The organism is Aeromonas sp. FDAARGOS 1409 (genome assembly GCF_019048705.1).
Classification (GTDB): domain Bacteria; phylum Pseudomonadota; class Gammaproteobacteria; order Enterobacterales; family Aeromonadaceae; genus Aeromonas; species Aeromonas sanarellii.
On the sequence record NZ_CP077395.1, the window covers coordinates 3,704,129 to 3,729,642 of the forward strand.

Sequence of the window (25,514 nt, forward strand, 5' to 3'; positions counted from 1 at the left end):
CCCTGGAGCTGATGGCATAAAAAAACCCCGCATCGCGGGGTTTTTCATAGGGGTGGCGATCAGCCGACGCTGCAGCTCTTGAGCTTCCAGATCCGGTCCACGTAGTCCTGGATGGAGCGGTCGGAGTTGAACTTGCCCATGGTGGCGGAGTTGATGATGGCCTTCTTCGCCCACAGGGCCGGATCCCGATACCAGGCATCGATCAGCTTGTGCGCCTCGGAGTAGGACTCGAAGTCCGCCAGGGTCAGGTAGGGATCCCCCCCTTCCAGCAAGGAGCGCTTGATGGAGGCGAGCTCCCCCGGGCGACCCGGCGTGAAGTAGTCGGTATCGAACCAGTCCAGTACGGCCTTGAGCTCGGAGTTGGCGTAGTAGAAGTCGTACGGGTTGTAACCGCGCGCCTTCAGGGACTTCACCTCGTCCACGTTCAGGCCGAAGATGGCGCAGTTCTCGGCGCCCGCTTCCTCGGCGATCTCGATGTTGGCGCCGTCCAGGGTACCTATGGTGATGGCGCCGTTCAGTGCCATCTTCATGTTGCCGGTGCCGGACGCTTCATAACCGGCGGTGGAGATCTGCTCGGAGACGTCGGCCGCCGGGATCAGCTTCTCGGCCAGGCTCACGCGGTAGTTCGGCATGAACACCACTTTCAGCTTGCCCTGGATGCGGGCGTCGTTGTTGACCCGCTCCGCCAGCTTGTTGATGGCGTAGATGATGTCCTTGGCCAGCTTGTAACCGGGCGCCGCCTTGGAGCCGAAGATGAACACGCGCGGGTGCATGTCATAGTCGGGGTTCGCCAGCAGACGGCGGTAGAGCGCCATGATGTGGATGAGGTTCAGCTGCTGGCGCTTGTACTCGTGCAGACGCTTGATCTGGACGTCGAAGATCGCCTCCGCGCTCACCTCGATGCCGGTTTCGGCCTTGATGACCTTGACCAGCTTCTCCTTGTTGTGACGCTTGATGGTCATGAACTGCTGCTGGAAGGCCTGGTCGTCGGCAAACTTCACCACGCTGCGCAGCTTGTCGAGCTGCAGCGGCCATTCCTTGCCCACCACCTCGTTGTAGAGCTCGGCGAGCTCGGGGTTGCAGGCCAGCAGCCAACGACGCGGGGTCACGCCGTTGGTGACGTTGCACATCTTCTCCGGCCACAGCTCGGCGTACTCGGGGAAGAGATCCTCCTTCACCAGCTTGGAGTGGATCTCGGCCACGCCGTTCACCTTGGAGGAGCCGATGACGCACAGGTTGCCCATGCGCACCTTGCGCACGTTACCCTCTTCGATGATGGAGAGCTTGGCCTTGATGGCGTCGTTGCCCGGCCATTTCGGCTCGACCAGCTCGTTCAGGAAGCGGGCGTTGATCTCATAAATGATCTCGAGATGACGGGGCAACACCTTCTCGAACAGGCTGACGGACCACTTCTCCAGCGCTTCGGGCAGCAGGGTGTGGTTGGTGTAGGAGAAGACCTGATAGCAGATGCCCCAGGCGGTATCCCAGGTCAGCCCTTCCTCGTCCACCAGCACCCGCATCAGCTCGGGGATGGCCACTGTGGGGTGGGTGTCGTTGAGCTGGATGGCGATCTGGGCGGCAAAGTTGCCGAAATCGGCGCCATGGACCCGCTTGTAGCGACGCATGATGTCCTTGATGGAGCAGGCACAGAAGAAGTACTGCTGGATCAGGCGCAGCTCCTTGCCCGCGTCGGTCTCGTCGTTCGGGTAGAGCACCTTGGAGATGGTCTCAGCCTGGGCCTTCTCGGCCTGGGAGTCGACGTAGCCACCGGCATTGAACACGTCCCAGTCGAAGAACTCGGAGGCGCGGGATTCCCACAGGCGCAGGATGTTGACGGTGTGGCCGCCAAAACCGACGACCGGGATATCCCAGGGCACCCCTTTGATCTTGCGACCGGCGTGCCACACCTTCTTCAGGCCGCCCTTGTCACCGAACACCGTCTCCACGTAGCCGTAGAGCGGGATCTCCTGCACAGACTCGGGGCGGCAGATCTCCCAGGGGTTGCCATATTCGCGCCAGGAGTCCGGACGCTCGATCTGGCGGCCATCCTGAATTTCCTGACGGAACAGGCCGTGTTCGTAATGGATGCCATAGCCCACCGCCGGGTAGTTCAGGGTGGCCAGGGAATCGATGAAGCAGGCGGCCAGACGGCCCAGGCCGCCATTGCCGAGGGCCATGTCGGGCTCTTGCTCGCAGAGATCGGTCAGTTCCAGACCGAGTTCACCCAGCGCCTCTTCGCAGATCTTGTACAGGGAGAGGTTGTGCAGGTTGTTGGAGGTCAAACGCCCCATCAGGAATTCAGCAGATAGATAGTGAATCGCACGAGTATCTTTCTTGAAGTGAGTCTGCTGAGTGCGGGTCAGGCGCTCGTACACCTGTTCATTGACGGCGGCAGCGGTCGCTTTCCACCAGGCATCCGGAGAGGCTTTCTGTTCGCTTGTACCCAAGGTAGAACGCAGGTGACGCACGATACTCGCCTTGAGCTGATCTTTATCCAGTTGGAGATCCTGGTCTGTCTTCTTCTTGGTAGCCATAAACCATTTTCCTTCGTTACAAATAAAAATGTCATCCCATTGGGGACCGGCGCTGTTGTTATCTCAGAATATGCTCCGGCGTGGGCATACTAGCTAAAGCCAGGGGTTGAAAAGTTAACGTGAGTCACACTTTAACGCATAAAAATGACAGTTTCACCATGAAAACCCTTTCCTTAAATTTTGGGATGGGAAATAAAAATAACCTTTTAAATCAACACAATGCATGAATTCACAAAAGATAAATTCATGAATAGGTTTTCAATGTTTGCCTGCGGCTGAAAATACGTGAAAATAACTGCCAATATGATTGAAGGTGAAACCGCTTTCAATGCTTGCAATGTTCAGGCGGCAATAAAAGGAAGGTGCTCCAAGCGGAGCACCCTGCCCTGCCAATTAGCCATGGGCCTTGAACTGGTTGCTCATGGGATCATAGTGATACCCAATCTGCTGCAGACGGGTGGCCAGTTGATCCTCCGTCATGTCGTAATAAGCCAGCAGCTCTTCCAGACCATCGCACTCCAGCCGCAGCTTCTCGTTGATGATCCCGAGCAGAATGTTGGCATCCAGCCGCTGCAAGGTACTGACGTCCATCTTGCTCCCTCCTCTCGTCACACAGACTGTATAACCATGGGCGCCGACCCGCCATTTGTCTACAGCTCACAAAACACCCACCTCATGCCAAATAAAAATATTCTTTTTATTCATAACCTTAAGTATTGATATTGCCAATCTGCTCACATTTTTAGCCACAAGCGACTTGTCACTCCCGCAAGATGGAACTACTGTATGCGCATACAGCATGGTTATTCATACAGGAACAACATATGAGCCAGCCCCTGAGTCACCGCCCTCTCTCCTCCTCTGCCGGTCTGATCACCACCTGGCCCACCCGCCATCAGAGCAAGATGGGGCATGAGCAGCGGCTCGGTGCCAACCTTCACGAGACACCGCTGCTCGATGCGCTGGGCCACCTGAGCCAGAGCGACCGCGGCTGGATCCTGCTCATCGCGCCGCCCGGCCTGCCCGTCGCCGAGCAGTTGCAGGCACAGGGGATCAACCCTGCCAGGGTGCTGGTCGTGCACGGTCGCAAGATCAAGAATTGGCAGCGTCTGCTGGAGCAGAGCCTGATCAATGGCCACTGTGCCGCCGTGCTGACCTGGCTGCCCGAACAGGTTGCCCTGGATCGCGGCAGACTGAACACCCTGGGCCAGCGCGCCGGCGTCTTGACCCGCTTCTTCGAACCCGTGCCCTCCCGGGGAGGCGCCCTTGGCTACGGCGGCCAGGATGTCTACCTGAACCATTGAGTAGACCTACGGCTCCGGGCTGGTCTCTGAAAAGCCCCTTGCGTCATAGGGTTATAAGAACAGAGCACCATTATCAAGGCGTGGCGATCGGCAAACGAGGCGCACAAGAAAGGCGACCCTGAGGTCGCCTTCTGTCATCTCCATGCCGGTGGCAGTTTCCCTGCCCGACCCCCGACGGGGGCTGCGGATCACGCGAGCTTGGTATCCAGCTCGGCAATCTTGGCGGACCAGTAGGCCGGCCCGGTTTCATGGATGTTGTTGCCCTGAGAGTCGACCGCCACGGTGACCGGCATGTCTTCCACCTCGAACTCGTAGATGGCTTCCATGCCGAGATCGGCAAAGGCCACTACCCGCGCCTTCTTGATGGCTTTCGCCACCAGATAGGCGGCGCCACCGACCGCCATCAGATAAACGGCCTGGTGCTGCTTGATGCTCTCGACCGTCTTGGGGCCGCGCTCGGACTTGCCGATCATGCCGATGAGGCCGGTTTCTCCCAGCATCATGTCGGTGAACTTGTCCATCCGGGTGGAGGTCGTCGGGCCGGCCGGGCCGACCACTTCGTCACGCACCGCATCGACAGGGCCCACGTAATAGATGAAGCGGTTGGTGAAATCGACCCCTTCCGGCAGCCCTTCACCGTTCTTGAGCATGTCGGCGATGCGCTTGTGGGCGGCGTCGCGACCGGTCAGGATCTTGCCGGAGAGCAGCACGGTATCGCCACTCTTCCAGCTGGCGAGCTCGGCCTTGGTGATACCGTCGACGTTGACCCGGCGCACGTTGCCCCCCGCCTCGCGGGTGATCTCGGGCCAATCGGCCAGCTTGGGCGGGGTCAGCTCGGCCGGGCCCGAGCCATCGAGCTCGAAATGCACGTGACGGGTGGCGGCACAATTGGGGATCATCACCACGGGTTTGGAGGCGGCGTGAGTCGGCGCGGATTTCACCTTCACGTCCAGTACTGTGGTGAGGCCGCCGAGGCCCTGGGCACCAATCCCCAGCCTGTTGACCTTGTCGTAGAGCTCGACCCTCAGCTTCTCTTCGGTGGTTTGCGGACCACGGGCGATCAGCTCCTGGATGTCGATGTGCTCCATCAGGGCTTCCTTGGCGAGCACGGCCGCCTTCTCGGCGGTGCCGCCGATGCCGATGCCCAGCATGCCGGGCGGGCACCAGCCGGCCCCCATGGTCGGCACCGTCTTGAGCACCCACTCGACGATGTCGTCGGAAGGGTTGAGCATCACCATCTTGGACTTGTTCTCGGAGCCGCCACCCTTGGCCGCGATGCTCACCTCCACCTTGTCGCCGGGGATCATGTCGATGTGCACGACGGCAGGGGCATTGTCTTTGGTGTTCTTGCGGCTGCCCGCCGGATCGGCCAGCACGGAGGCGCGCAGCGGGTTGTCCGGGTTGGTATAGGCACGGCGGGTGCCTTCATCCACCATCTCCTGGACCGTCATGTCGCTGTCCCACTGCACCTGCATGCCGATCTTCACGAAGCAGGTGACGATGCCGGTATCCTGGCAGAGCGGACGATGGCCTTCGGCGGACATGCGGGAGTTGATCAGGATCTGGGCCAGGGCGTCCTTGGCAGCCGGGTTGATCTCCCTGTCATAGGCGGCCTTGGCGGCCTGAACGAAATCGAGGGGGTGGTAGAAGGAGATGTACTGCAGGGCGTCAGCAATGGAATCGATAAAGTCCTGTTTTCTAATGATGCTCATATCATCCTCACTGGTCCTTGTCCTCGCTTGCGCGAGCAAGGGCTTCCATATGAGCCGGGCCTTCGGCAGGCGGCAGGCGCGCCCGGAGCCGGCAGACTACGGCGTGTTTTTATAACGGTGTTTTTCTTAAAAATGCCGGCGGCCATGATACGCTTGAGCACCCGAACCGGCTAGGGAGCCGGGTGCAAACTGTTGCCTATGTAACAAAAAATGAAACCAAGACTGCATATCCACCATTTCGACCCGCAAACCTCGCTGCATGGCCTGTTCGCCCGGTTGCAGCACCAGCCCTGGGCCATCCTGCTGGAGTCCGCCGGTCCCCAGGGGGCCGACAACCGCTTTGACATCGTCAGCGCCGATCCCCTCGCCACCCTGGAGACCCGGGGTGACAGTACCTGCCTGAACCAGGCTGGCCACCTGAGCCACCATGACGACGATCCCCTCGCCCTGCTCGCCGACGTCCAGCGGGCCCTGCTCGGGGATCTGGTTGACGATGACTCGGGTCTGCCGTTTATCGGGGGTGCCATGGGGCTTTTTGGCTACGATCTGGGACGGCGATTCGAGCGCCTGCCAGCGCAGGCACAGGCGGACATCCAGGTGCCGGACATGGCGGTGGGGATCTACGACTGGGCACTGCTGCGGGACGTGGCGACCGACCGCTGGCAACTGGTGCACTGGGGAGACGAGACCGGACTCGCCCGTCGCCTCGCCTGGCTGATGGCGCAGACCGGGCGCTCATCTGCCCCTCTCGCCTTGCTGGGACCCTGGCAGAGCAACATGACGCGAGCCGAATACGGTGACAAGTTTGCCCGCATCCAGGCCTATCTGGCGGCGGGAGACTGCTACCAGATCAACCTGACCCAGCGTTTCAGTGCCCCCTATGAGGGAGACGAGTGGTCCGCCTATTGCGCCCTCAGCGCCGCCAACAAGGCGCCGTTCTCGGCCTTTGTCCGCCTGCCCCAGAGCGCCATTATGAGCCTCTCCCCGGAGCGCTTCCTGCTGCTCGACGAGCGCCATATCGAGACCAAGCCCATCAAGGGCACCCGCCCCCGCCATCCGGATCCCGTCATCGACGCCCGGGTGGCCGACGCGCTCGCCCACGCCGACAAGGACAGATCGGAAAACCTGATGATCGTGGATCTGCTGCGCAACGACATCGGCCGGGTGAGCCGCCCGGGTTCGGTCATTGTGCCGCACCTCTTCGCCGTGGAGTCCTTCCCCGCGGTGCATCACCTGGTCTCCACCATTCACGGGGAGCTGGACCCGCGCTGGCAAGGGGTGGATCTGCTGCGGGCCTGCTTCCCCGGCGGCTCCATCACAGGCGCCCCCAAGATCCGGGCGATGGAGATCATCGAGGAGCTGGAGCCCCACAGACGCAACGCCTACTGCGGCAGCATCGGCTACCTGAGCCAGCACGGGCGGATGGACACCAGCATCTGCATTCGCACCCTGATCGCCGAGGCAGGCCAGCTCCACTGCTGGGCGGGGGGCGGCATCATCGCCGACTCCAACCCCGACGCCGAGTATCAGGAGACCTTCGACAAGGTGGCCCGCATCCTGCCGCTGCTGGATACCCTGTGAACCCAGGCCCTCCGGGCCGCAATATGGAGACCCATGGAGATGACGAGCAGCGAGCTGCTGACCCGCTTCCTGTTGCAACGCCCCGCCCCCGCCCATCGCCTGGCGCTGGGGGGGCTCAAACCGGCGGCGGTGTTGATCCCCCTGGTGGAGCGCCCCCGGGGCCTGCACCTGTTGCTGACCCGTCGCAGTCCCGCCCTGCGCCACCATCCGGGGCAGATAAGCTTCCCCGGCGGGCGCCAGGATCCGGACGATGAGAGCCTCATCCACACGGCGCTCCGAGAGACCGAGGAGGAGCTCGGCATTCCCGCCTCCCAGATCCGGGTCATCGGCAGCCTTACCCCCCTCAACACCATCTCCCGCTACGATGTGCTGCCGGTGCTGGCCATGCTCGATCCCGGCTATCGGGTGACCCTGAGCCCGGACGAGGTGGATCAGGCCTTCGAAGTGCCCCTCAGCCATGTGCTGGATCCGGCCCATCACATCGCCCTGACCCTGCCCAGGGCGGGAAAACGCCACACCATCTACTGGATCCCCTGGGAGCACTCTTTCATCTGGGGGGCGACCGCCAGCATGATCCGCCAGCTGTCCCAACACCTCTCAGAGCAACACATTGACAACATGCAGGGATGAAGAATCGACCGATTAACATTCAAATAACACTGCATTTGATAAATAAATTTTGATTTTTTATTCTTTTGATCACATTTCTACAAGGAAGTACGGGTTTCTGCCTCATAAAGGTGAATTTGATCAACATTTTTGATGAAAAAAAAAGTATTCTTGCGCCGATTAATTAAAACCACACATTCGGGGTGAGACACATGTCCAATACAGTCACTGGCGCACAGGATGTTGCAGCCGTACAGGAGCAAGGAACCCGCTCAACCCAGGCTCGCGGTTGGAGCAAACAAGACACCACCTGGGTCATCAGCCTGTTCGGTACCGCCGTCGGCGCCGGCATCCTGTTCCTGCCCATCAACGCCGGCATGGGCGGCTTCTGGCCACTGGTGGTGATGGCGCTGCTGGTCGGCCCCATGACCTACCTGGCCCACCGCGGTCTGGCGCGTTTCGTGCTCTCCTCCAAGCAGCCCAATGCCGACATCACAGAGGTGGTGGAAGAGCACTTCGGCATGGGTGCCGGCAAGCTCATCACCCTGCTCTACTTCTTCGCCATCTACCCCATAGTGCTGATCTACGGGGTGGGCATCACCAACACGGTGGAAAGCTTCCTGGTCAACCAGCTGCAAATGACGGCGCCGCCGCGCTGGATCCTCTCCATCGTGCTGATCATGGCCATGATGTCCGTGATGCTGGCCGGCGAGAAGCTGATGCTCAAGGTCACCGAGTTCCTGGTCTACCCGCTCATCGCCATCCTGGCCGGTATCTCCCTCTACCTCATTCCGGACTGGACCGGCGCGGCCCTGAGTGAAGTGCCGAGCGCCAAGGATTTCGCCACCACCCTGTGGCTGACCATTCCGGTGCTGGTCTTCTCCTTCAACCACAGCCCGGCCATCTCCAGCTTCGCCCTGGCCCAGCGCCGCGATCACGGTGACCATGCGGTCGCCAAGTCCGACGCCATCCTCAAGCGTACCGCCGTCATCCTGCTGGGCTTCGTGATGTTCTTCGTCTTCTCCTGCGTGATGAGCCTGACACCGGCCCAGCTGGCGGAGGCCAAGTCCCAGAACATCGCCGTGCTCTCCTACCTGGCCAACCAGCATGCGAGCCCCATCATCTCCTACTTCGGCCCGCTGGTTGCCTTCGTGGCCATCGTCTCCTCCTTCTTCGGCCACTACCTGGGTGCCCGTGAAGGCCTGAAGGGGATGATCGTCCAGAACATGCGCAACTCCGGCAAGACCCCGAACCACAAGAAGATCGAACTGTTCATCATCGCCTTCTTCATCCTGACCCTGTGGGCCGTGGCCGTGATCAACCCCTCCATCCTCGGGATGATCGAGTCCCTGGGTGGCCCCATCATCGCCACCATCCTGTTCCTCATGCCCATGTACGCCATCAAGCGTGTGCCGGCCATGGCGAAATACCAGGGTCAGATCAGCAACGTCTTCGTGGCGGTCATGGGCCTCATCGCCATCTCCGCCATCCTGTATCAGCTGGTCGGTTAATCCCGCCACCGATAGTGTCGGGCCAGCCTCTGGCCCGACACTCCCCGCAGCCCGGCAGATCCCCTCTGCCGGGCTGTGTTCGTTGTGAGGATCATGCCCCCGGGATCAGGCGTTCAGATAGTCCCTTCCCGCGGCCCATGGCGCACTCCTCGGCCCAGTTCCCAGCCTTCTTGAGTACCCAGCTCCGCCTTGCCCATCCCCCTCACCCAAAGAGGGGCTCCTGCCCTCTCCCCTCATCGCCCTTTTCCCCTCGTCCTTGCAGGCGCAGCGGCATCGGCTTGCATCGCATCAGGCCCCAGCACGACGCATCCCTCTGACGGGGTTGAGCAGGACGGCAGGATCCCGCTTGGCAATAGCCCTCCGACTCAAGGGATGAACTGGTCACAGGGAACAGACACGCGCCGGTGGCGTGGCCCCTGCACTTCGCCGTACAGGCTGCCCGGTCGTATCGCCTGCCCCCCGCGCTTGCCCATCCTCTGATGCGATGCGCCACGCCGCCGCTCAGGCAGCAGGAAGCAACGTCACTCATGGCGGAACCACGGGAAGCCGCGCACGCAGACCAGCCTTGGCACCGGCACGCTGGCGGCCCAGGGTCAATTTGGGGAGCCCCCACTACGGCCATGGCGACCCTGTGGGGTGGAAGGCTAGATCCAGGGAATGCGGGACATACGGAATGTGGAGGACAGGGCCAGCAATAAAAAGCGCCCTCCGAGGAGGGCGCTGGCAACTCATGGCACGCGAGGGGATCAGGCTTCGCGGCTGGGGACCGGGGCCATGTCCAGCAGGCTTTCATCCTCGGCCATGCAGGCGGCCGCGGTGAACAGCACGTCGGTGGAGCTGTTGAGGGCCGTCTCGGCGGAGTCCTGCAGCACCCCGATGATGAAGCCGACCGCCACCACCTGCATGGCGATGTCGTTGCTGATGCCAAACAGGCTGCACGCCAGCGGGATCAGCAGCAGGGAGCCACCGGCCACGCCGGAGGCGCCGCAGGCGCTGACGGTGGCGACCACGGAGAGCAGAATGGCGGTAGCCAGATCCACTTCCATCCCCAGGGTGTGCACCGCCGCCATGGAGAGCACTGTGATGGTGATGGCCGCACCGGCCATGTTGATGGTGGCACCCAGCGGGATGGAGACCGCATAGGTGTCTTCCGGCAGGCGCAGCTTCTCGGCCAGCGCCATGTTGACCGGGATGTTGGCGGCAGAGCTGCGGGTGAAGAAGGCGGTCACGCCGCTCTCTTTCAGGCAGGTCAGCACCAGGGGATAGGGGTTGCGCTTGATCTTCCAGAACACGATGAGCGGGTTGACCACGAAGGCGATGAACAGCATGCAGCCGATCAGCACCACCAGCAGCTGGGCATAGCCGAACAGCGCATCGAAGCCGGTCTCGGCCAGGGTGGAGGCGACCAGGCCCAGGATGCCAAGCGGGGCGCAGCGGATCACGGCCTTGACGATGGTAGACACCCCGTGGGACAGGTCGGTGATCACCGCCTTGGTGCTCTCATTGGCGTGGCGCATGGCGATGCCAAGGCCGATGGCCCAGGCCAGGATGCCGATGTAGTTCGCCTCCAGCAGCGCCTTCACCGGGTTGGTCACCACGTTGAACAGCAGGGTCTGCAGCACCTCTGTGATGCCGCCCGGCGGGGAGATCTCGGCGCTGTTGGCCACCAGGTGCAGGTTGGAGGGAAACAGGAAGCTCGCGACCACAGCCACGGCAGCCGCCAGGAAGGTTCCCAGCAGATAGAGCAGCAGGATGGGTTTCATGTTGGTCTTCTGACCCTGCTTGTGCCCGATGATCGCCGCCATCACCAGCACGAAGACCAGCAAGGGTGCAACCGCCTTCAGGGCACCGACGAACAGGCTGCCAAGCAGGCCCGCCGCCTTCGCCCATTCCGGCATGAACATGGCAAGGAGGATACCGAGTACCAGACCGACCAGGATCTGGCTAACCAGACTGGTGCTGTTCACCAGTCGAATGAGGGGGTGTTGTTGTGTCATCAAATAGTCCCTGTGCACCCATGGTGCGTGAATCATTAGTCCTGTTGGCAACCCGCCCACGCAAGGACACCTGTCCGGGGACCATGGCGCCGTCGGCAGATCTTCTGCTGGATCCGTCCGTTCGCGTGGGGTTGCGGACAAGGAATATCCCATCTGCCACCGTTTTTTTCCACATAATCACTGAAAAATATCAGGGTCACCTCACAAAAAATCTACAACAATGTGATAACACAATATCAACCGCGACCAAAATGTCACCAAACCAGTCCGATCCTCGGTCAACGCTGGACCAGAAGTGGTATGATGCGGCCCTTTCTCAGGGAGCCTTGCCATGATCACCTCTTTGTTAAGCCGACACTTCGGTTTCGATCGCTTGCGACCCGGGCAGGAAGCGGTGATCAGCCGCCTGCTGGCCGGCAAGAGTGCGGCCGCCATCTTTCCGACCGGGGCCGGCAAGTCCCTCTGCTATCAGCTACCCGCCCTCGCCCTGCCCCACCTGACTCTGGTGATCTCGCCGCTGATCGCCCTGATGCATGATCAGCTCGCCTTCTTGCAGCGCAAGGGGATCGCCGCCGCGACCCTGGACTCCAGCCAGACGCCGGAGGAGAGCCGGCGCGTGATGCAGCAGGCCAGCGATGGCCGGCTCAAGATCCTGATGATCTCGGTGGAGCGCCTCAAGAACGAGCGCTTTCGCCGCTTCATCGCCCAGATCCCCCTGTCCCTCCTGGTGGTGGACGAGGCGCACTGCATCTCGGAGTGGGGCCACAACTTTCGCCCCGATTACCTGAAGCTGCCGGATCATCGCCGCGAGCTGGCCATTCCCCAGGTGCTGCTGCTGACCGCTACCGCCACCCCGGCGGTCATGGCCGACATGCAGGCCAAGTTCGGCATCGACGGGGACGATCTGGTGGTGACCGGCTTCTATCGTCCGAACCTGGATCTGGCCGTCATCCCGCTGGCCGGCAGCGCCCGCGACGCTTGGCTGCGCGAGGAGCTGCACCGGGATCCGGCCGCCCCCACCATCGTCTATGTGACCCTGCAGCACAGTGCAGAGCAGTGCGCCGCGCAGTTGCAGGCCAGCGGCATCCGGGCGTGTGCCTACCATGCGGGGCTGGATCCCGCCCTGCGCAGCCAGATCCAGCACGACTTCATGGCGGGCAGGCTAGACTGCATCGTCGCCACCATCGCCTTTGGCATGGGCATCGACAAGGCCGACATTCGCCGGGTCATTCACTACGATCTGCCCAAATCCATCGAGAACTACAGCCAGGAGATAGGCCGCGCCGGGCGCGATGGCCTCCCCTCCCGCTGCACCGTGCTGGCAAGCCGCGTCCAGTTGCCGGTACTGGAAAACTTCGTCTATGGGGATACACCCGACCGCACCGCCATCTTGAGGCTGCTCGGGATCCTGCAAGAGGCTGGCAGCGAATGGGAATTTGGTCTGCTGCGCCTCTCCAACGAGACCAACATCCGCCAGTTGCCCCTCAAGACCCTGCTGGTCTATCTGGAGATGGCGGGCATCATAGCGCCGGCCTACAACTACTTTGCCGAGTACCGCTTCAGGTTCGTGCTGGAAAAACAGGCGATCCTGGCCCGGTTCGATCCCAAGCGCCGCCAGTTTCTGGAGCAGGTGTTTGCCTGCGCCCCCCAGGCGCGCACCTGGTGCACCATGGACTTCGAGGCGCTGTGGCAAGGCTATCAGGGGGAACGCCAGCGCGCCGCGGCAGCGCTGGATTATCTGCAGCAGCAGGACTGGATAGAGCTTGAAAGCAAACAGATGACCGAGGTGTATCGGGTGTTGCGCCAGGGGATCGACGTGGCGTCGCTGGCAGATCAGCTCCATGCCCTGTTCGAGCAAAAAGAGCAGAGTGAACTGGCCCGGCTGCAAGCCCTGCTGACCTTCTTCTCCTCGACCACCTGTCTCAGCCATGAGTTGGCCCGCTATTTTGCCGATGACGCGGCCCCCGAGCGGTGCGGACACTGCTCCGTTTGCCGGGGAGAGGTCGCCCTATTGCCCCCGTTGCCGACGCCCGCCCTGCCGAACGAGCATGGCCTGCGCGCCTGGTGCGATCCCCTGGTGGCCCTGTGTCGCAGCCGGGATCCCCGCCTGCTGACCCGCTTCCTGTGCGGCATCGCCACCCCGCTGACAACCCGGCTCAAGGCCAGGAGCCTGGCCGGTTTTGGCCAGCTGGCGGCCCATCCCTTCGCGGACGTGCTGGCGGCGGTCTCCCGCCTCTATCCCGACGAATCCTGATCTGCCGGATGCTGAAAAAATAAGACCCTCGCGGGTGCGAGGGTCAAGCCAACGGAAACGTGCTTAAACAGAGCTTAGTATCTGCACAGTCACCCACTCTCTTGCTAAAGCGATGGCTGCTCGACACAGGGCCAATCTAAAGCAGCCAAAATGTAGCGTCAATGTAAAAATTAGAGTTAAAGCACCAAACCAAGTGCATTACGTTGACGTAAACGACATCGCATTTCCTCTCCTTACGCCTCTATCCCTTGCCCCGCCTGCTGCACGCCACCGCAAGACGGACAACCCGCGTTTTCCGCCCGTACCGCACAAATATTTATTTTTTATGTCTTTGACATCGGCATCATTGTCGTGGCAAAAATAATTTAACAGTCAGTAACATAGGTATGTCATTGGCTGTCTCTTCCCGCACCAGGATCGGGAAGCTCCCGTACAAACTTAAACCAATGATGGCGATGGATTACTGGGGGCTGTTGACTAGGCTTAAGAGGTAAACAGAACAAAAGTAGTGATCCACTCTTTTTCAGGGCAAGCGACTATAACGAGGGCTAAGTTATGGGCATCTTCGAGCACTATCAACAGCGGTATGAGAAGGCCAGAGAGGAGGAGTACAGCATCCAGGAGTTTCTGGATATGTGCAAACAGGACAAATCCTGCTACGCCTCCGCCGCAGAACGCCTGCTGACCGCCATCGGCGAGCCGGAAATGATCGATACCTCGACCAATCCGCGCCTCAGCCGCCTCTTTTCCAACCGCGTCGTCGCGCGCTATCCCGCTTTCAAAGACTTCTATGGCATGGAAGATGCCATCGAGCAGATCGTCTCCTATCTCAAGCACTCGGCCCAGGGCCTAGAAGAGAAGAAACAGATCCTCTACCTGCTTGGCCCCGTCGGCGGTGGTAAATCCTCGCTGGCAGAGAAACTCAAGTCCCTGATGCAGAAAGTTCCCATCTATCGCATCAAGGGCTCACCGGTCAACGATCACCCCTTCTGCCTGTTCGACATCGAAGAGGATGGCGAGATCCTGGAGAAGGAATACGGCATCCCGCGCCGCTACCTGAGGCCCATCATGTCCCCCTGGGTCGCCAAGCGCCTGCACGAATTTGGCGGCGACATCACCAAGTTCAAGGTGGAGAAGGTCAACCCCTCCATCCTGGATCAGATCGCCATCGCCAAGACGGAGCCTGGCGATGACAACAACCAGGACATCTCCTCCCTGGTCGGCAAGGTCGACATCCGCATGCTGGAACACTATGCCCAGGACGATGCCGACGCCTACTCCTACTCCGGCGCCCTGTGCAAGGCGAACCAGGGGATGATGGAGTTCGTGGAGATGTTCAAGGCTCCCATCAAGGTGCTTCACCCGCTGCTGACCGCCACCCAGGAGGGCAACTACAACGGCACCGAGGGGCTGTCCGCCCTGCCCTTCGACGGCATCCTGCTGGCCCACTCCAACGAATCCGAGTGGCAGCAGTTCCGCAACAACAAGAACAACGAGGCTTTCCTCGACCGGGTTTACATCGTCAAGGTGCCCTATTGCCTGCGGGTCTCGGAGGAGGTGAAGATCTATGAAAAACTGCTGTTCAACAGCGAGCTGACCGATGCCAAGTGCGCCCCGGGGACCCTGGAGCTGCTGGGCCAGTTCTCGGTGCTCTCTCGCCTGAAAGAACCGGAAAACTCCAGCCTCTACTCCAAGATGCGGGTCTATGACGGCGAGAGCCTGAAAGACACGGATCCCAAGGCCAAGAGCTATCAGGAGTATCGCGACTACGCCGGGGTGGACGAGGGCATGAACGGCCTGTCGACCCGCTTCGCGTTCAAGATCCTCTCCCGCGTCTTCAACTTCGACCACGCGGAAGTAGCTGCCAACCCGGTGCACCTCTTCTATGTACTGGAGCAGCAGATCGAGCGGGAACAGTTCCCGCAGGAGCTGCACGATCGCTATCTGGAGTTCATCAAGGGCTATCTGACCCCGCGCTACGTGGAGTTCATCGGCAAGGAGATCCAGACCGCCTATCTCGAGTCCTACTCCGAGTACGGCCAGAACATCTTCGATCGCTACGTCACCTACGCCGACTTCTGGATCCAGGATCAGGAGTATCGTGACCCCGAGACCGGCCAGCTGTTTGACCGCGCATCCCTCAACAGCGAGCTGGAAAAGATAGAAAAACCCGCCGGAATCAGCAACCCGAAAGATTTCCGCAACGAGATCGTCAACTTCGTGCTGCGTGCCCGGGCCAACAACGCAGGCCGTAACCCCAACTGGACCAGTTACGAGAAGCTGCGCACCGTGATCGAGAAGAAGATGTTCTCCAACACGGAAGAGCTGCTGCCGGTTATCTCCTTCAACAGCAAAACCTCGGCTGAGGAGCAGAAGAAGCACGATAACTTTGTAGAACGGATGATGGAGAAGGGCTACACCCGCAAACAGGTGCGCCTGCTCTCCGAGTGGTATCTCAGGGTACGCAAGTCATCCTGACCCTGCCGTGTTCAAGGGGGAGTTATGGCGCATTTTATCGACCGCAGGCTCAACGGCAAAAACAAAAGCGCTGTCAATCGGCAGCGCTTCATTCGCCGCTACAAGAAGCAGATAAAACAAGCGGTCTCGGATGCTGTCTCCAAACGCAGCATCCAGGACGTGGACAAGGGCGAGAGCATCAGCATCCCGACCAAGGACATCGGCGAGCCCCATTTTCATCAGGGGCAAGGCGGCAAACGGGAGATGGTGCATCCTGGCAACGATCAGTTCGTCTCCGGCGACAAGATTGACCGTCCCAAGGGAGGGGGCAGCGGTCAGGGCACAGGTGAAGGCCAGGCCTCGGATCAGGGGGAAGGCGTGGATGACTTCGTCTTCCAGATCTCCAAGGATGAATACCTCGATCTGCTGTTCGAGGATCTCGAGCTACCACGGCTGCAAAAGACCCAGCTCAACCAGCTGATGGAGATGAAGACCTACCGGGCGGGCTACACCTCCAACGGGGTGCCCGCCAACATCAACGTGGTGAGATCCTTGCAAAACTCGCTGGCACGCCGCATGGCGCTGCAGGCAGGCAAGAAACGCCAGCTGCGCGAACTGGAGGAGCGGCTGGCCCAGCTGGTTCGCGAACCCAACGACCATTTCGCCGAGATGGCCCAGCTCGAGAAAGAGATCCGTGAGCTGAAGCGGCGCATCGAGGCGGTGCCCTTTATCGACACCTTCGATCTCAAGTTCAACAACTTCGTCAAACGACCCGTTCCCTCCAGCCAGGCGGTGATGTTCTGCCTGATGGATGTTTCCGGCTCCATGGATCAGGCCACCAAGGAGATGGCCAAGCGTTTCTACATTCTGCTCTACCTCTTCCTGAGTCGGACCTACAAGAATGTGGAAGTGGTCTACATTCGTCACCACACCCAGGCCAAGGAGGTGGACGAGCACGAGTTCTTCTACTCCCAGGAGACCGGCGGCACCATAGTCTCCAGCGCACTCAAGATGATGAACGACATCATCAACGAGCGTTACCCGGCCAACCAGTGGAACATCTATGCGGCACAGGCGTCCGACGGCGACAACTGGGCGGATGACTCCCCCCAGTGCAGGGAGATCCTGATGCGCGACATCATGCCTAGGGTGCGCTACTACTCCTACATCGAGATCACCACCCGCGCCCACCAGACCCTGTGGCATGAGTACGAGGCGGTGGCCGAGCAGTACCCCCACTTCGCGATGGAGCACATCCGCAAGGTGGAAGACATCTATCCGGTCTTCCGGGAGCTGTTCAAGAAGCAAGCGGCTTGAGGGATCACATATGGTAGAAACCGCGAGAAAAATAGCGCCGCTGGACGATGGTCCTGACTGGAACTTCGATCTGCTGGAGATCTATCACCAGGAGATTGCCCGGGTTGCCAAGTTCTATCGGCTGGACACCTACCCCAACCAGATCGAGGTGATCACGGCGGAGCAGATGATGGATGCCTACTCCAGCGTCGGCATGCCCATCGGCTATCAGCACTGGTCGTTCGGCAAGCGCTTCATCCACACCGAGCGCAACTACAAGCGCGGCCAGATGGGGCTGGCTTACGAGATCGTCATCAATTCGGATCCCTGCATCGCCTACCTGATGGAGGAGAACACCATGCCGATGCAGGCTCTGGTGATGGCTCATGCCTGCTATGGCCACAACTCCTTCTTCAAGAACAACTATCTGTTCAAGGCCTGGACCGATGCCTCCTCCATCATCGATTACCTGCTGTTCGCCAAGAACTACATCACCGAGTGCGAGGAGAAACACGGTATCGATGCGGTCGAACGCCTGCTCGACTCCTGTCATGCCCTGATGAACTTCGGGGTGGATCGCTACAAGCGCCCCCAGAAGATCTCGCTGGCCGAAGAGAAACGGCGCCAGAAGGCGCGGGAAGACTATCTGCAGACCCAGGTCAACGAGCTGTGGCGCACCCTGCCCAAGCAGCACAAGATCTCCGGTGTCGAGGACAGGCGTTATCCGGCCGAGCCCCAGGAGAACATTCTCTACTTCATCGAGAAGAATGCTCCCCTGCTCGAGCCCTGGCAGCGGGAAGTGGTGCGCATCGTGCGCAAGATCAGCCAGTACTTCTACCCGCAGAAACAGACCCAGGTGATGAACGAGGGATGGGCCACCTTCTGGCACTACACCATCCTCAACCACCTCTATGACGAGGGGAAGATCAGCGACCGCTTCATGATAGAGGTGCTGCACAGCCACACCAATGTGGTATACCAGCCCCCCTACAACAGCCGTTACTACTCCGGCATCAACCCCTACGCCCTCGGCTTCGCCATGTTCACGGACCTGCGCCGCATCTGCGAGCACCCGACCGAGGAGGACAGGCATTGGTTCCCCGACTATGCCGGTACCAACTGGGTCGATACCCTGCACTTCGCCATGCAGAACTTCAAGGACGAGAGCTTCATCAGCCAGTTCCTCAGTCCCAAGGTGATGCGCGACATGAAGCTGTTTGCCATCGACGACGACGATCTGAAGAACTACCTCAGGGTCTCCGCCATCCACAACGAGGAGGGCTACCGGCTGGTGCGCAACACGCTGTCAGCCCAGTACAACCTGAGCAACCTGGAGCCCAACATTCAGGTCTACAACGTGGCGGTGAAGGGCGATCGCTCCCTCACCCTACGCTACGTGCCCCACAACCGCATCCCCCTGGGTGAGTCGCGCCACGAGGTGCTCAAGCACCTGCACCAGCTGTGGGGGTTCGATGTGATACTGGAGCAGGACAACGGCGAGCTCTCCGCGGACATCATAGGTCGCTGCCCGGATCGCAAGAGCGCGACCTGATGGGCAAGGCGGGAGTCGCAAGCATAAAAAAACGCGCCATCAGGCGCGTTTTTCTTGGTCGCGGCAATCAATTGTCACACAGATTGCTTGGCATGTCCTGGCGCAACCGGGTCCACAACTTGCCCGACTCGATGCCGTACTGGCGCACCGTCATGAACACGGCTTCGTGGTCCTTGGTCTCGGCCAGTTTCAGCAGCGTCTTGTAATAGGCGTCCGCCGTCTCGCGCGCCTGCTTGTCGGAGAAGTAATAACGCCCGACGCGACTATAGAGCCCCTTGAACCCGTTGAGGATCAAGGCATAGATGGGGTTACCCGAAGCAAACGAGAGCTGGTGGTGCAGACGGTAATCGAAGTCCGCATAGGCTTCGGCCGTGTTTTCCACCTCGTCGGCACCGCGCAGGATCTCGGCGGCCTGATCCGGATTGTTGCGAATGGCGCCACGGATGAAGATGGTGCAGATGTTGGTGCGAGCCGACAGCAACTGGGCCACCAGATCCGGCACCTTGTCCTGATCGAGGCGCGCCAGGGTCTCCAGGATATTGAGGCCTGAGGTTTCCCAGAAGTTATTCACCTTGGTCGGTTTGCCATGCTGGATGGTGAGCCAGCCATCGCGGGCAAGGCGCTGCAGCACTTCGCGCAAGGTAGTGCGAGTCACGCCAATCAGCTCGGACAATTCACGCTCCGCCGGCAGAATGGATCCAGGAGGAAAGCGATTGTTCCAGATGGACTCGATGATGTATTCCTCGGCAAACCCGGCAGGGCTTTGCGCTTTTATGACCATGTAGTGACTCTGTTGTAGTACGTAAAAAGGCTCACGAATAATAGCAAAGCCGGTCATGCTGGCAAGCATAAGGTCAGTCCTCTGCTCACATTAATCCGATCTTTTTGTTAAAAATATGTATGCGGCGACAGCGCGAGAGCCAACCAACCCCCAATGGGGGTGTGATACGCACTTCATCGCTGTGCAAGTTTCGCCACGTTATTTATAGTTATCGCTCCCTTGATTAAAATCATGTGCAATCAATCTGATACAGGTGAATATCCGGAAGTTCGGGTCGAGCCGGGCTCGACTGCATAGACGCAGATACCAACAACAGAACCGAGAACCATCATTATGCCAATCAGCCTAGGGCGCGCTTTTACAAAGAATTTTCTGGGCAATGCCCCGCGATGGTACAAGCTTGCCATCGTCCTATTCCTGCTGATCAATCCGATCGTCTTTCACCTTGATCCCTTCCTGGCTGGCTGGCTGCTGGTCGTCGAGTTCATCTTCACCCTGGCCATGGCCCTCAAGTGCTACCCCTTGCAACCCGGCGGCCTGCTGGCCATCGAGGCGGTACTCATCGGCATGACCTCGGCCGATCAGATCAAACATGAGCTGGTGGCCAATATAGAAGTGCTGCTGCTACTGGTCTTCATGGTGGCCGGCATCTACTTCATGAAGCAGTTGCTGCTCTATGTCTTCACCAAGATGCTGGTGCGCATCCACTCCAAAACGCTGCTCTCCCTCGCCTTCTGCCTGGTGTCGGCCTTTTTGTCCGCCTTCCTCGATGCCCTGACCGTGATCGCCGTGGTGATCAGCGTCGCCACCGGTTTCTACGCCATCTACCACAAGGTGGCCTCACGGGATGAGTCCGGCAATCTGCACCACGATGACGAGGAGATCGACGAGCTCTCCCGTCGGCATCTGAACGAATTTCGGGCCTTCTTGCGCAGTCTGATGATGCACGCGGCCATCGGTACCGCACTGGGGGGCGTCTGCACCCTGGTCGGCGAGCCCCAGAACCTCATCATCGGCGAGCAGGCGGGTTGGCATTTCGGCGAGTTTGCCGTTCGCATGTCTCCCGTCACCATCCCCGTGTTCCTCTGCGGTCTGCTCACCTGCATCCTGGTCGAAAAGTTCCGCTGGTTCGGCTATGGCACCCGGCTGCCCGAGCCCGTACGCCACATCATGGAAGCGTACGAGCGCGAGGAAGAAGCCCAGCGTACCCCGCAAGACAAGGCCAAGCTGATCGTCCAGGCACTGATCGCCACCTGGCTTATCACGGGGCTGGCCCTGCATCTGGCCGCCGTGGGGCTGATCGGCCTGACCGTCATCGTGCTCGCCACCGCCTTCACCGGCATCACAGAGGAACACGCCCTCGGCAAGGCCTTCCACGAGGCGCTGCCCTTCACCGCCCTGCTCACCGTCTTCTTCAGCGTGGTGGCGGTGATCATCGATCAACAGCTGTTCAAGCCGGTGATCCAGTGGGTGCTGGCGGCCAAGCCCGAGGATCAGCTAGCCCTCTTCTATCTGGCCAACGGCCTGCTCTCCATGGTCAGTGACAACGTCTTCGTCGGCACCGTCTACATCAACGAGGTGAAGACGGCGCTGATCAACGGGGCCATCAGCCGCGCCCACTTCGATCTGCTGGCGGTGGCCATCAACACGGGCACCAACCTGCCCTCGGTCGCCACCCCCAACGGCCAGGCCGCCTTCCTGTTCATGCTGACCTCGGCACTGGCCCCCCTGCTGCGCCTCTCGTACGGCCGCATGGTATGGATGGCCCTGCCTTATACCCTGGTACTGGGCCTGGTCGGCTTCTTCTCCGTGGAGCTGTTGCTCGGCCCCGCCACCGAATGGTTCTACCAGGCGGGTTGGCTGATGGAGCACGCCGCCGTGCCCCTGTCGGCGCCGGCGGCACACTGATGGTGAAAGGGGCTGTACGGCCCCTTTCTTTTTGGATGGGGCTCTGCTCTAATTCAGCCACTATTTTCTCTGTGAGATCAATCAGATGATCGAGTTTCTTCGCCGCATTGCCAGCCATCGCCTGGCCTGGGGATTGCTGGCCGCGTCCGCCCTCTTCCTCGAACTGTGCGCCCTCTTCTTCCAGCACGTGCTGGGCCTGCACCCTTGTGTCATGTGCATCTACGAGCGGATCGCCATCCTGGGCGTGCTGGCGGCCGGCCTGCTCGGCATGGTGGCGCCCCAGAAGTGGTATGTACGCTGGAGCGCCATGCTGCTGTGGGGCTACAGCGCCTTCTGGGGCCTGAAGCTGGCGCTCAAGCATGTGGATTATCAGATGAACCCCTCCCCCTTCAACGTGTGCGAGGGCTTTGTCGACTTCCCCATCTGGGCGCCGCTGGATCAGTGGATCCCCTGGATGTTCTATCCGGACGGAGATTGCAGCGAGATCAGCTGGCAATTCCTCGGCTTCTCCATGCCCCAGTGGCTGGTCGCCATCTTCGCCGCCTATCTGCTGGTCTTTGTGGTGGTCGCCATCGGCAACCTGATCAAGGGTCGCTGCTGCAACTGAGCCGGGAGGCACGCATAAACAAAGGAGGGAGCCGATGGCTCCCTCCTTTGTTTATGCGTCAGATCACGCCTGGACTCTGGTTCCTCAGCGGTGAGTTGCCATCTTCGTCTCCAGATTGCCGATTGCCATCGTGACCATCGGCAATCTGACAGTGAGCAGGCCACAAACAGAAAGGGAGCCATCGGCTCCCTTTCTCATTTCATTGCGCCACGGAACAAGAAGCTCAGGAGGCCACCTTGCCGGCATCCATCCTGGCCTTCACCATGCCGACCACCATGGGCAGCAGGGAGATGCCGATGATGCCGAAGATGAGCAGGGTGAAGTTGTGACGCACCACTGGCAGATTGCCGAAGAAGTGGCCCGCATAGACGAAGGAGAGCACCCACAGGAGGCCGCCCACCAGATTGAACGCCAGGAAGCGTGGATAGGTCATGGCACCCATCCCCGCCACGAAGGGCGCAAAGGTGCGCACTATGGGCAGGAAGCGGGTGATGATGATGGTCTTGCCCCCGTGCTTGGCATAGAAGGCGTGGGTCTTGACCAGGTAATCGCGGCGGAAGATCTTCGAGTCCGGATTGCGGAACAGCTGCTCGCCGAAAAAGTGCCCTATGGTGTAGTTCACCACGTTACCGAGCACAGCGGCGATGACCAGCACCCCTGCCAGGGTATGCACGTCCAGCACGCTGCCCACCGTCAGGGCCCCGGCGGCAAACAGCAGGGAGTCGCCAGGCAGGAAGGGGGTGACCACCAGGCCTGTCTCGCAGAAGATGATGAGAAACAGGATGGCGTACACCCAGATCCCGTAGTGTTCGAACAGCTCTTTCAGGTGCACGTCAACGTGCAGGATAAAGTCGATGGCAAAGAGGATCAGATCCATTTTTTGGGTACTCATGAAGTGAACGGCGTGGAGTCTACGCCAATGAGACCTGGCTCACAATCACCCCATGGTCCCCTTTTTCGCCCTCATACAAAAGGAGCCATTCAATACCCTTAACTGGCGCACCCGGTGGCAAGAAAAAAACTGCCATGAACGGGGTCAGATCGGGGTCAATCGGCCTTGTCCAGAGAGGTCAGCACGGCATCGGGCAAGCACCTCTCCCAGCCCCATAACAGAAGCAGCAACAGGCTGATATCGTCGAGCCAGCCAAAGAGCGGCACCAGGTCGGGCACCAGATCCACCGGGCTGATGCCGTAGAGCAGAATAAAGATGACCAGCCCCCGCGCCCACCAGGGGGTGGACGGATGGCGAAACCCCAGGTAGAGGCGGCGCAGCCGCCGCCAGATAAGCCAGCGTCTGGCGCTCACGACTCGATCAACTCGCTGCGCAGCCGCTGGATCTGATCCCGCAGCGCCGCCGCCTGCTCGAACTCCAGATCCCGCGCATGCTGGAACATCTGCTCCTCCATCCGCTTGATCTCCTTGGCGATCTCGCTGGCGGAGCGGGCATGGTACTCCCCCTGCGGCTCGGCGGCCTTGCGGCTGCCCCGCCCGGCCTTGCCCGCGGTGCGGCTGCCCCCCATGTCCATCACGTCCCCGATGGACTTGTTGAGCCCCTTGGGCACGATGCCGTGTTCCAGGTTGTGGGCGTGTTGAAGGGCGCGGCGCCGCTCGGTCTCTTCAATGGCCACCCGCATGGAGTTGGTGATGGTATCCCCGTAGAGGATCACCTTGCCGTTGAGGTTGCGCGCCGCCCGGCCGATGGTCTGGATAAGGGAGCGGGTGGAGCGCAGGAAGCCCTCCTTGTCCGCATCCAGGATGGCCACCAGGGAGACCTCCGGCATGTCGAGGCCTTCGCGCAGCAGGTTGATGCCCACCAGCACGTCGAATTTGCCGAGGCGCAGATCGCGGATGATCTCCACCCGCTCCACGGTATCAATGTCGGAGTGCAGGTAACGCACCCGCACCTCGTGATCCGCCAGGTATTCGGTCAAGTCCTCCGCCATCCGCTTGGTGAGGGTGGTCACCAGCACCCGCTCCTCCACGGCCACCCGCTTGCGGATCTCGGAGAGCAGGTCGTCCACCTGGGTGCTGACGGGCCGCACCTCCACCTCGGGATCCAGCAGGCCGGTGGGACGCACCACCTGCTGCACCACGTCGCCGCCGGACTTCTCCAGCTCGTAGGGGCCTGGGGTCGCCGAGACGAACACCGTCTGCGGCATCAGCGCTTCGAATTCGTCGAACTTCAGCGGCCGGTTGTCGAGCGCCGAGGGAAGCCTAAAGCCGTACTCCACCAGGGTCTCCTTGCGGGAGCGGTCGCCCTTGAACATGGCGCCGATCTGCGGCACCGTGACGTGGGATTCGTCGATGATGAGCAGGCCGTCCCCCGGCAGGTAGTCAAACAGGGTGGGCGGCGGCTCCCCCGGCGCGCGTCCGGAGAGGTAGCGGCTGTAGTTCTCGATGCCGGAGCAGTAGCCGAGCTCCTGCATCATCTCCATGTCGAACTGGGTGCGCTGGCTGATGCGCTGCTCCTCCACCAGCTTGCCCAGCGACAACAGCTGCTCACGGCGACTCTTGAGCTCCTCCTTGATGTGCTCGATGGCGCCGAGTATGGTCTCGCGCGGGGTGGCATAGTGGGTCTTGGGGTAGATGGTGTAGCGCACCACCGTCTGCTCGATGGCGCCGGTCAGCGGGTCGAACAGGGAGAGGCGCTCCACTTCTTCGTCAAACAGTTCCACCCGCAGGGCCAGCTTGTCCGATTCGGCGGGGTAGATGTCGATCACCTCCCCCCGTACCCGGAAGGTACCGCGCTGGAATGCCATGTCGTTGCGGGTGTACTGCAGCTCGGCGAGGCGACGCAGGATATCCCGCTGATTGATCACGTCCCCCACTTTCAGGTGCAGCATCATGCTGAGGTAGGCCTGGGGATCCCCCAGGCCATAGATGGCCGACACCGAGGCGACGATCACCACGTCGCGCCGCTCCAGCAGCGCCTTGGTGGCCGAGAGCCGCATCTGCTCGATGTGATCGTTGATGGAGGCATCCTTCTCTATAAAGGTGTCCGTGGTCGGCACATAGGCTTCCGGCTGGTAGTAGTCGTAGTAGGAGACGAAATACTCCACCGAGTTCTCGGGGAAGAACTCCTTCATCTCCCCGTAGAGCTGGGCCGCCAGCGTCTTGTTGGGCGCCAGTATCATGGTGGGGCGATTGAGAGTCGCGATGACGTTGGCCATGGTGAAGGTCTTGCCCGAGCCGGTCACCCCGAGCAGGGTCTGGTGGGCCAACCCGGACTCTATGCCGTCGAGCAGCTGGGCGATGGCCCTCGGCTGATCCCCGGCGGGTTGAAATTGGCTGGCCAACTGAAATAACTTGCTCATGACGACTCCCGGCAAAAAACGGCAAGAGTGCAGTGTACCCCGAGTTGACGGGCCTGGGTATCCGCCGGCCTGCCCTGATGGCTATTGACCCCGAAAT

Annotated in this window: 18 protein-coding genes; 10 read left to right on the forward strand and 8 right to left on the reverse strand. The window is 60.6% G+C overall.

From position 1 onward, the window contains the following. Positions 1–59: 59 nt before the first annotated feature. Positions 60–2,534, reverse strand: coding sequence for a glycogen/starch/alpha-glucan phosphorylase (locus I6L39_RS17330; protein WP_042076954.1), 2,475 nt, complete (start codon positions 2,532–2,534; stop codon positions 60–62). A 393-nt stretch (positions 2,535–2,927) separates the two neighbouring features. Then, positions 2,928–3,125, reverse strand: coding sequence for a DUF4250 domain-containing protein (locus I6L39_RS17335; RefSeq protein WP_005323525.1), 198 nt, complete (start codon positions 3,123–3,125; stop codon positions 2,928–2,930). 233 nt (positions 3,126–3,358) lie between these two features. On the opposite strand from I6L39_RS17335, the gene I6L39_RS17340 reads away from it, so the two are divergent. Then, positions 3,359–3,838, forward strand: a complete 480-nt coding sequence (locus I6L39_RS17340; protein WP_042076955.1) for a cell division inhibitor — start codon at positions 3,359–3,361, stop codon at positions 3,836–3,838. Positions 3,839–4,026: 188 nt separating this feature from the next. On the opposite strand, the gene I6L39_RS17345 is transcribed toward I6L39_RS17340, so the two are convergent. Then, complete coding sequence (locus I6L39_RS17345) at positions 4,027–5,550, reverse strand: fumarate hydratase (protein ID WP_042076956.1); 1,524 nt, start codon at positions 5,548–5,550, stop codon at positions 4,027–4,029. 210 nt (positions 5,551–5,760) lie between these two features. On the opposite strand from I6L39_RS17345, the gene pabB reads away from it, so the two are divergent. The 3 genes from pabB to I6L39_RS17360 all read left to right on the forward strand — a co-directional run bounded on the left by pabB (position 5,761) and on the right by I6L39_RS17360 (position 9,251). Beyond that, entirely contained in the window at positions 5,761–7,131 is a 1,371-nt protein-coding gene (gene pabB / locus I6L39_RS17350) for an aminodeoxychorismate synthase component I (RefSeq protein ID WP_216990352.1), read from the forward strand. Between the two features lie 39 nt (positions 7,132–7,170). Then, complete coding sequence (locus I6L39_RS17355) at positions 7,171–7,761, forward strand: CoA pyrophosphatase (RefSeq protein ID WP_042076979.1); 591 nt, start codon at positions 7,171–7,173, stop codon at positions 7,759–7,761. 191 nt (positions 7,762–7,952) lie between these two features. Further along, positions 7,953–9,251 carry an HAAAP family serine/threonine permease gene (locus I6L39_RS17360; RefSeq protein ID WP_042076959.1) on the forward strand — a complete coding sequence of 433 codons (1,299 nt, stop codon included), beginning with the start codon at positions 7,953–7,955 and terminating at the stop codon, positions 9,249–9,251. Between the two features lie 746 nt (positions 9,252–9,997). Here I6L39_RS17360 and sstT read toward each other — a convergent pair. Continuing rightward, positions 9,998–11,248 carry a serine/threonine transporter SstT gene (sstT, locus tag I6L39_RS17365; protein ID WP_042076960.1) on the reverse strand — a complete coding sequence of 417 codons (1,251 nt, stop codon included), beginning with the start codon at positions 11,246–11,248 and terminating at the stop codon, positions 9,998–10,000. Positions 11,249–11,579: 331 nt separating this feature from the next. Between sstT and I6L39_RS17370 the strand changes: the two genes are divergently transcribed. The 4 genes from I6L39_RS17370 (at position 11,580) to I6L39_RS17385 (ending at position 18,807) form a co-directional block, all read left to right on the forward strand. Then, on the forward strand, positions 11,580–13,502 hold the full coding sequence (locus I6L39_RS17370) for an ATP-dependent DNA helicase RecQ (protein WP_216990353.1): 1,923 nt from the start codon (positions 11,580–11,582) through the stop codon (positions 13,500–13,502). A gap of 555 nt (positions 13,503–14,057) precedes the next feature. Continuing rightward, the gene (locus tag I6L39_RS17375) at positions 14,058–15,980 is read left to right on the forward strand and encodes a PrkA family serine protein kinase (RefSeq protein WP_042076962.1); all 1,923 of its coding nucleotides are present in this window, start codon (positions 14,058–14,060) and stop codon (positions 15,978–15,980) included. A 24-nt stretch (positions 15,981–16,004) separates the two neighbouring features. Then, the gene (locus I6L39_RS17380) at positions 16,005–17,276 is read left to right on the forward strand and encodes a YeaH/YhbH family protein (protein ID WP_216990354.1); all 1,272 of its coding nucleotides are present in this window, start codon (positions 16,005–16,007) and stop codon (positions 17,274–17,276) included. 10 nt (positions 17,277–17,286) lie between these two features. Beyond that, positions 17,287–18,807 carry a SpoVR family protein gene (locus tag I6L39_RS17385; RefSeq protein ID WP_042076964.1) on the forward strand — a complete coding sequence of 507 codons (1,521 nt, stop codon included), beginning with the start codon at positions 17,287–17,289 and terminating at the stop codon, positions 18,805–18,807. Between the two features lie 67 nt (positions 18,808–18,874). On the opposite strand, the gene fadR is transcribed toward I6L39_RS17385, so the two are convergent. After that, positions 18,875–19,588, reverse strand: a complete 714-nt coding sequence (gene fadR, locus I6L39_RS17390) for a fatty acid metabolism transcriptional regulator FadR (RefSeq protein WP_042076965.1) — start codon at positions 19,586–19,588, stop codon at positions 18,875–18,877. Positions 19,589–19,921: 333 nt separating this feature from the next. On the opposite strand from fadR, the gene nhaB reads away from it, so the two are divergent. Both nhaB and dsbB read left to right on the forward strand, forming a co-directional pair. Beyond that, positions 19,922–21,496, forward strand: coding sequence for a Na(+)/H(+) antiporter NhaB (nhaB, locus tag I6L39_RS17395; protein ID WP_216990355.1), 1,575 nt, complete (start codon positions 19,922–19,924; stop codon positions 21,494–21,496). Positions 21,497–21,581: 85 nt separating this feature from the next. Then, positions 21,582–22,103 (forward strand): disulfide bond formation protein DsbB, encoded by a 522-nt coding sequence (gene dsbB / locus I6L39_RS17400; protein WP_216990356.1) that lies wholly within the window; start codon positions 21,582–21,584, stop codon positions 22,101–22,103. Between the two features lie 223 nt (positions 22,104–22,326). Here the strand turns inward: dsbB and I6L39_RS17405 are convergent, their stop codons facing one another. From I6L39_RS17405 to uvrB, 3 genes are all read right to left on the reverse strand, one after another. Then, on the reverse strand, positions 22,327–22,980 hold the full coding sequence (locus tag I6L39_RS17405; protein WP_216991831.1) for a DedA family protein: 654 nt from the start codon (positions 22,978–22,980) through the stop codon (positions 22,327–22,329). Between the two features lie 170 nt (positions 22,981–23,150). Continuing rightward, the gene (locus I6L39_RS17410; RefSeq protein ID WP_216990357.1) at positions 23,151–23,408 is read right to left on the reverse strand and encodes a YkvA family protein; all 258 of its coding nucleotides are present in this window, start codon (positions 23,406–23,408) and stop codon (positions 23,151–23,153) included. Continuing rightward, entirely contained in the window at positions 23,405–25,417 is a 2,013-nt protein-coding gene (gene uvrB / locus I6L39_RS17415; protein WP_216990358.1) for an excinuclease ABC subunit UvrB, read from the reverse strand. The genes I6L39_RS17410 and uvrB overlap by 4 nt, the downstream gene beginning before the upstream one ends. Positions 25,418–25,514 lie beyond the last annotated feature (97 nt).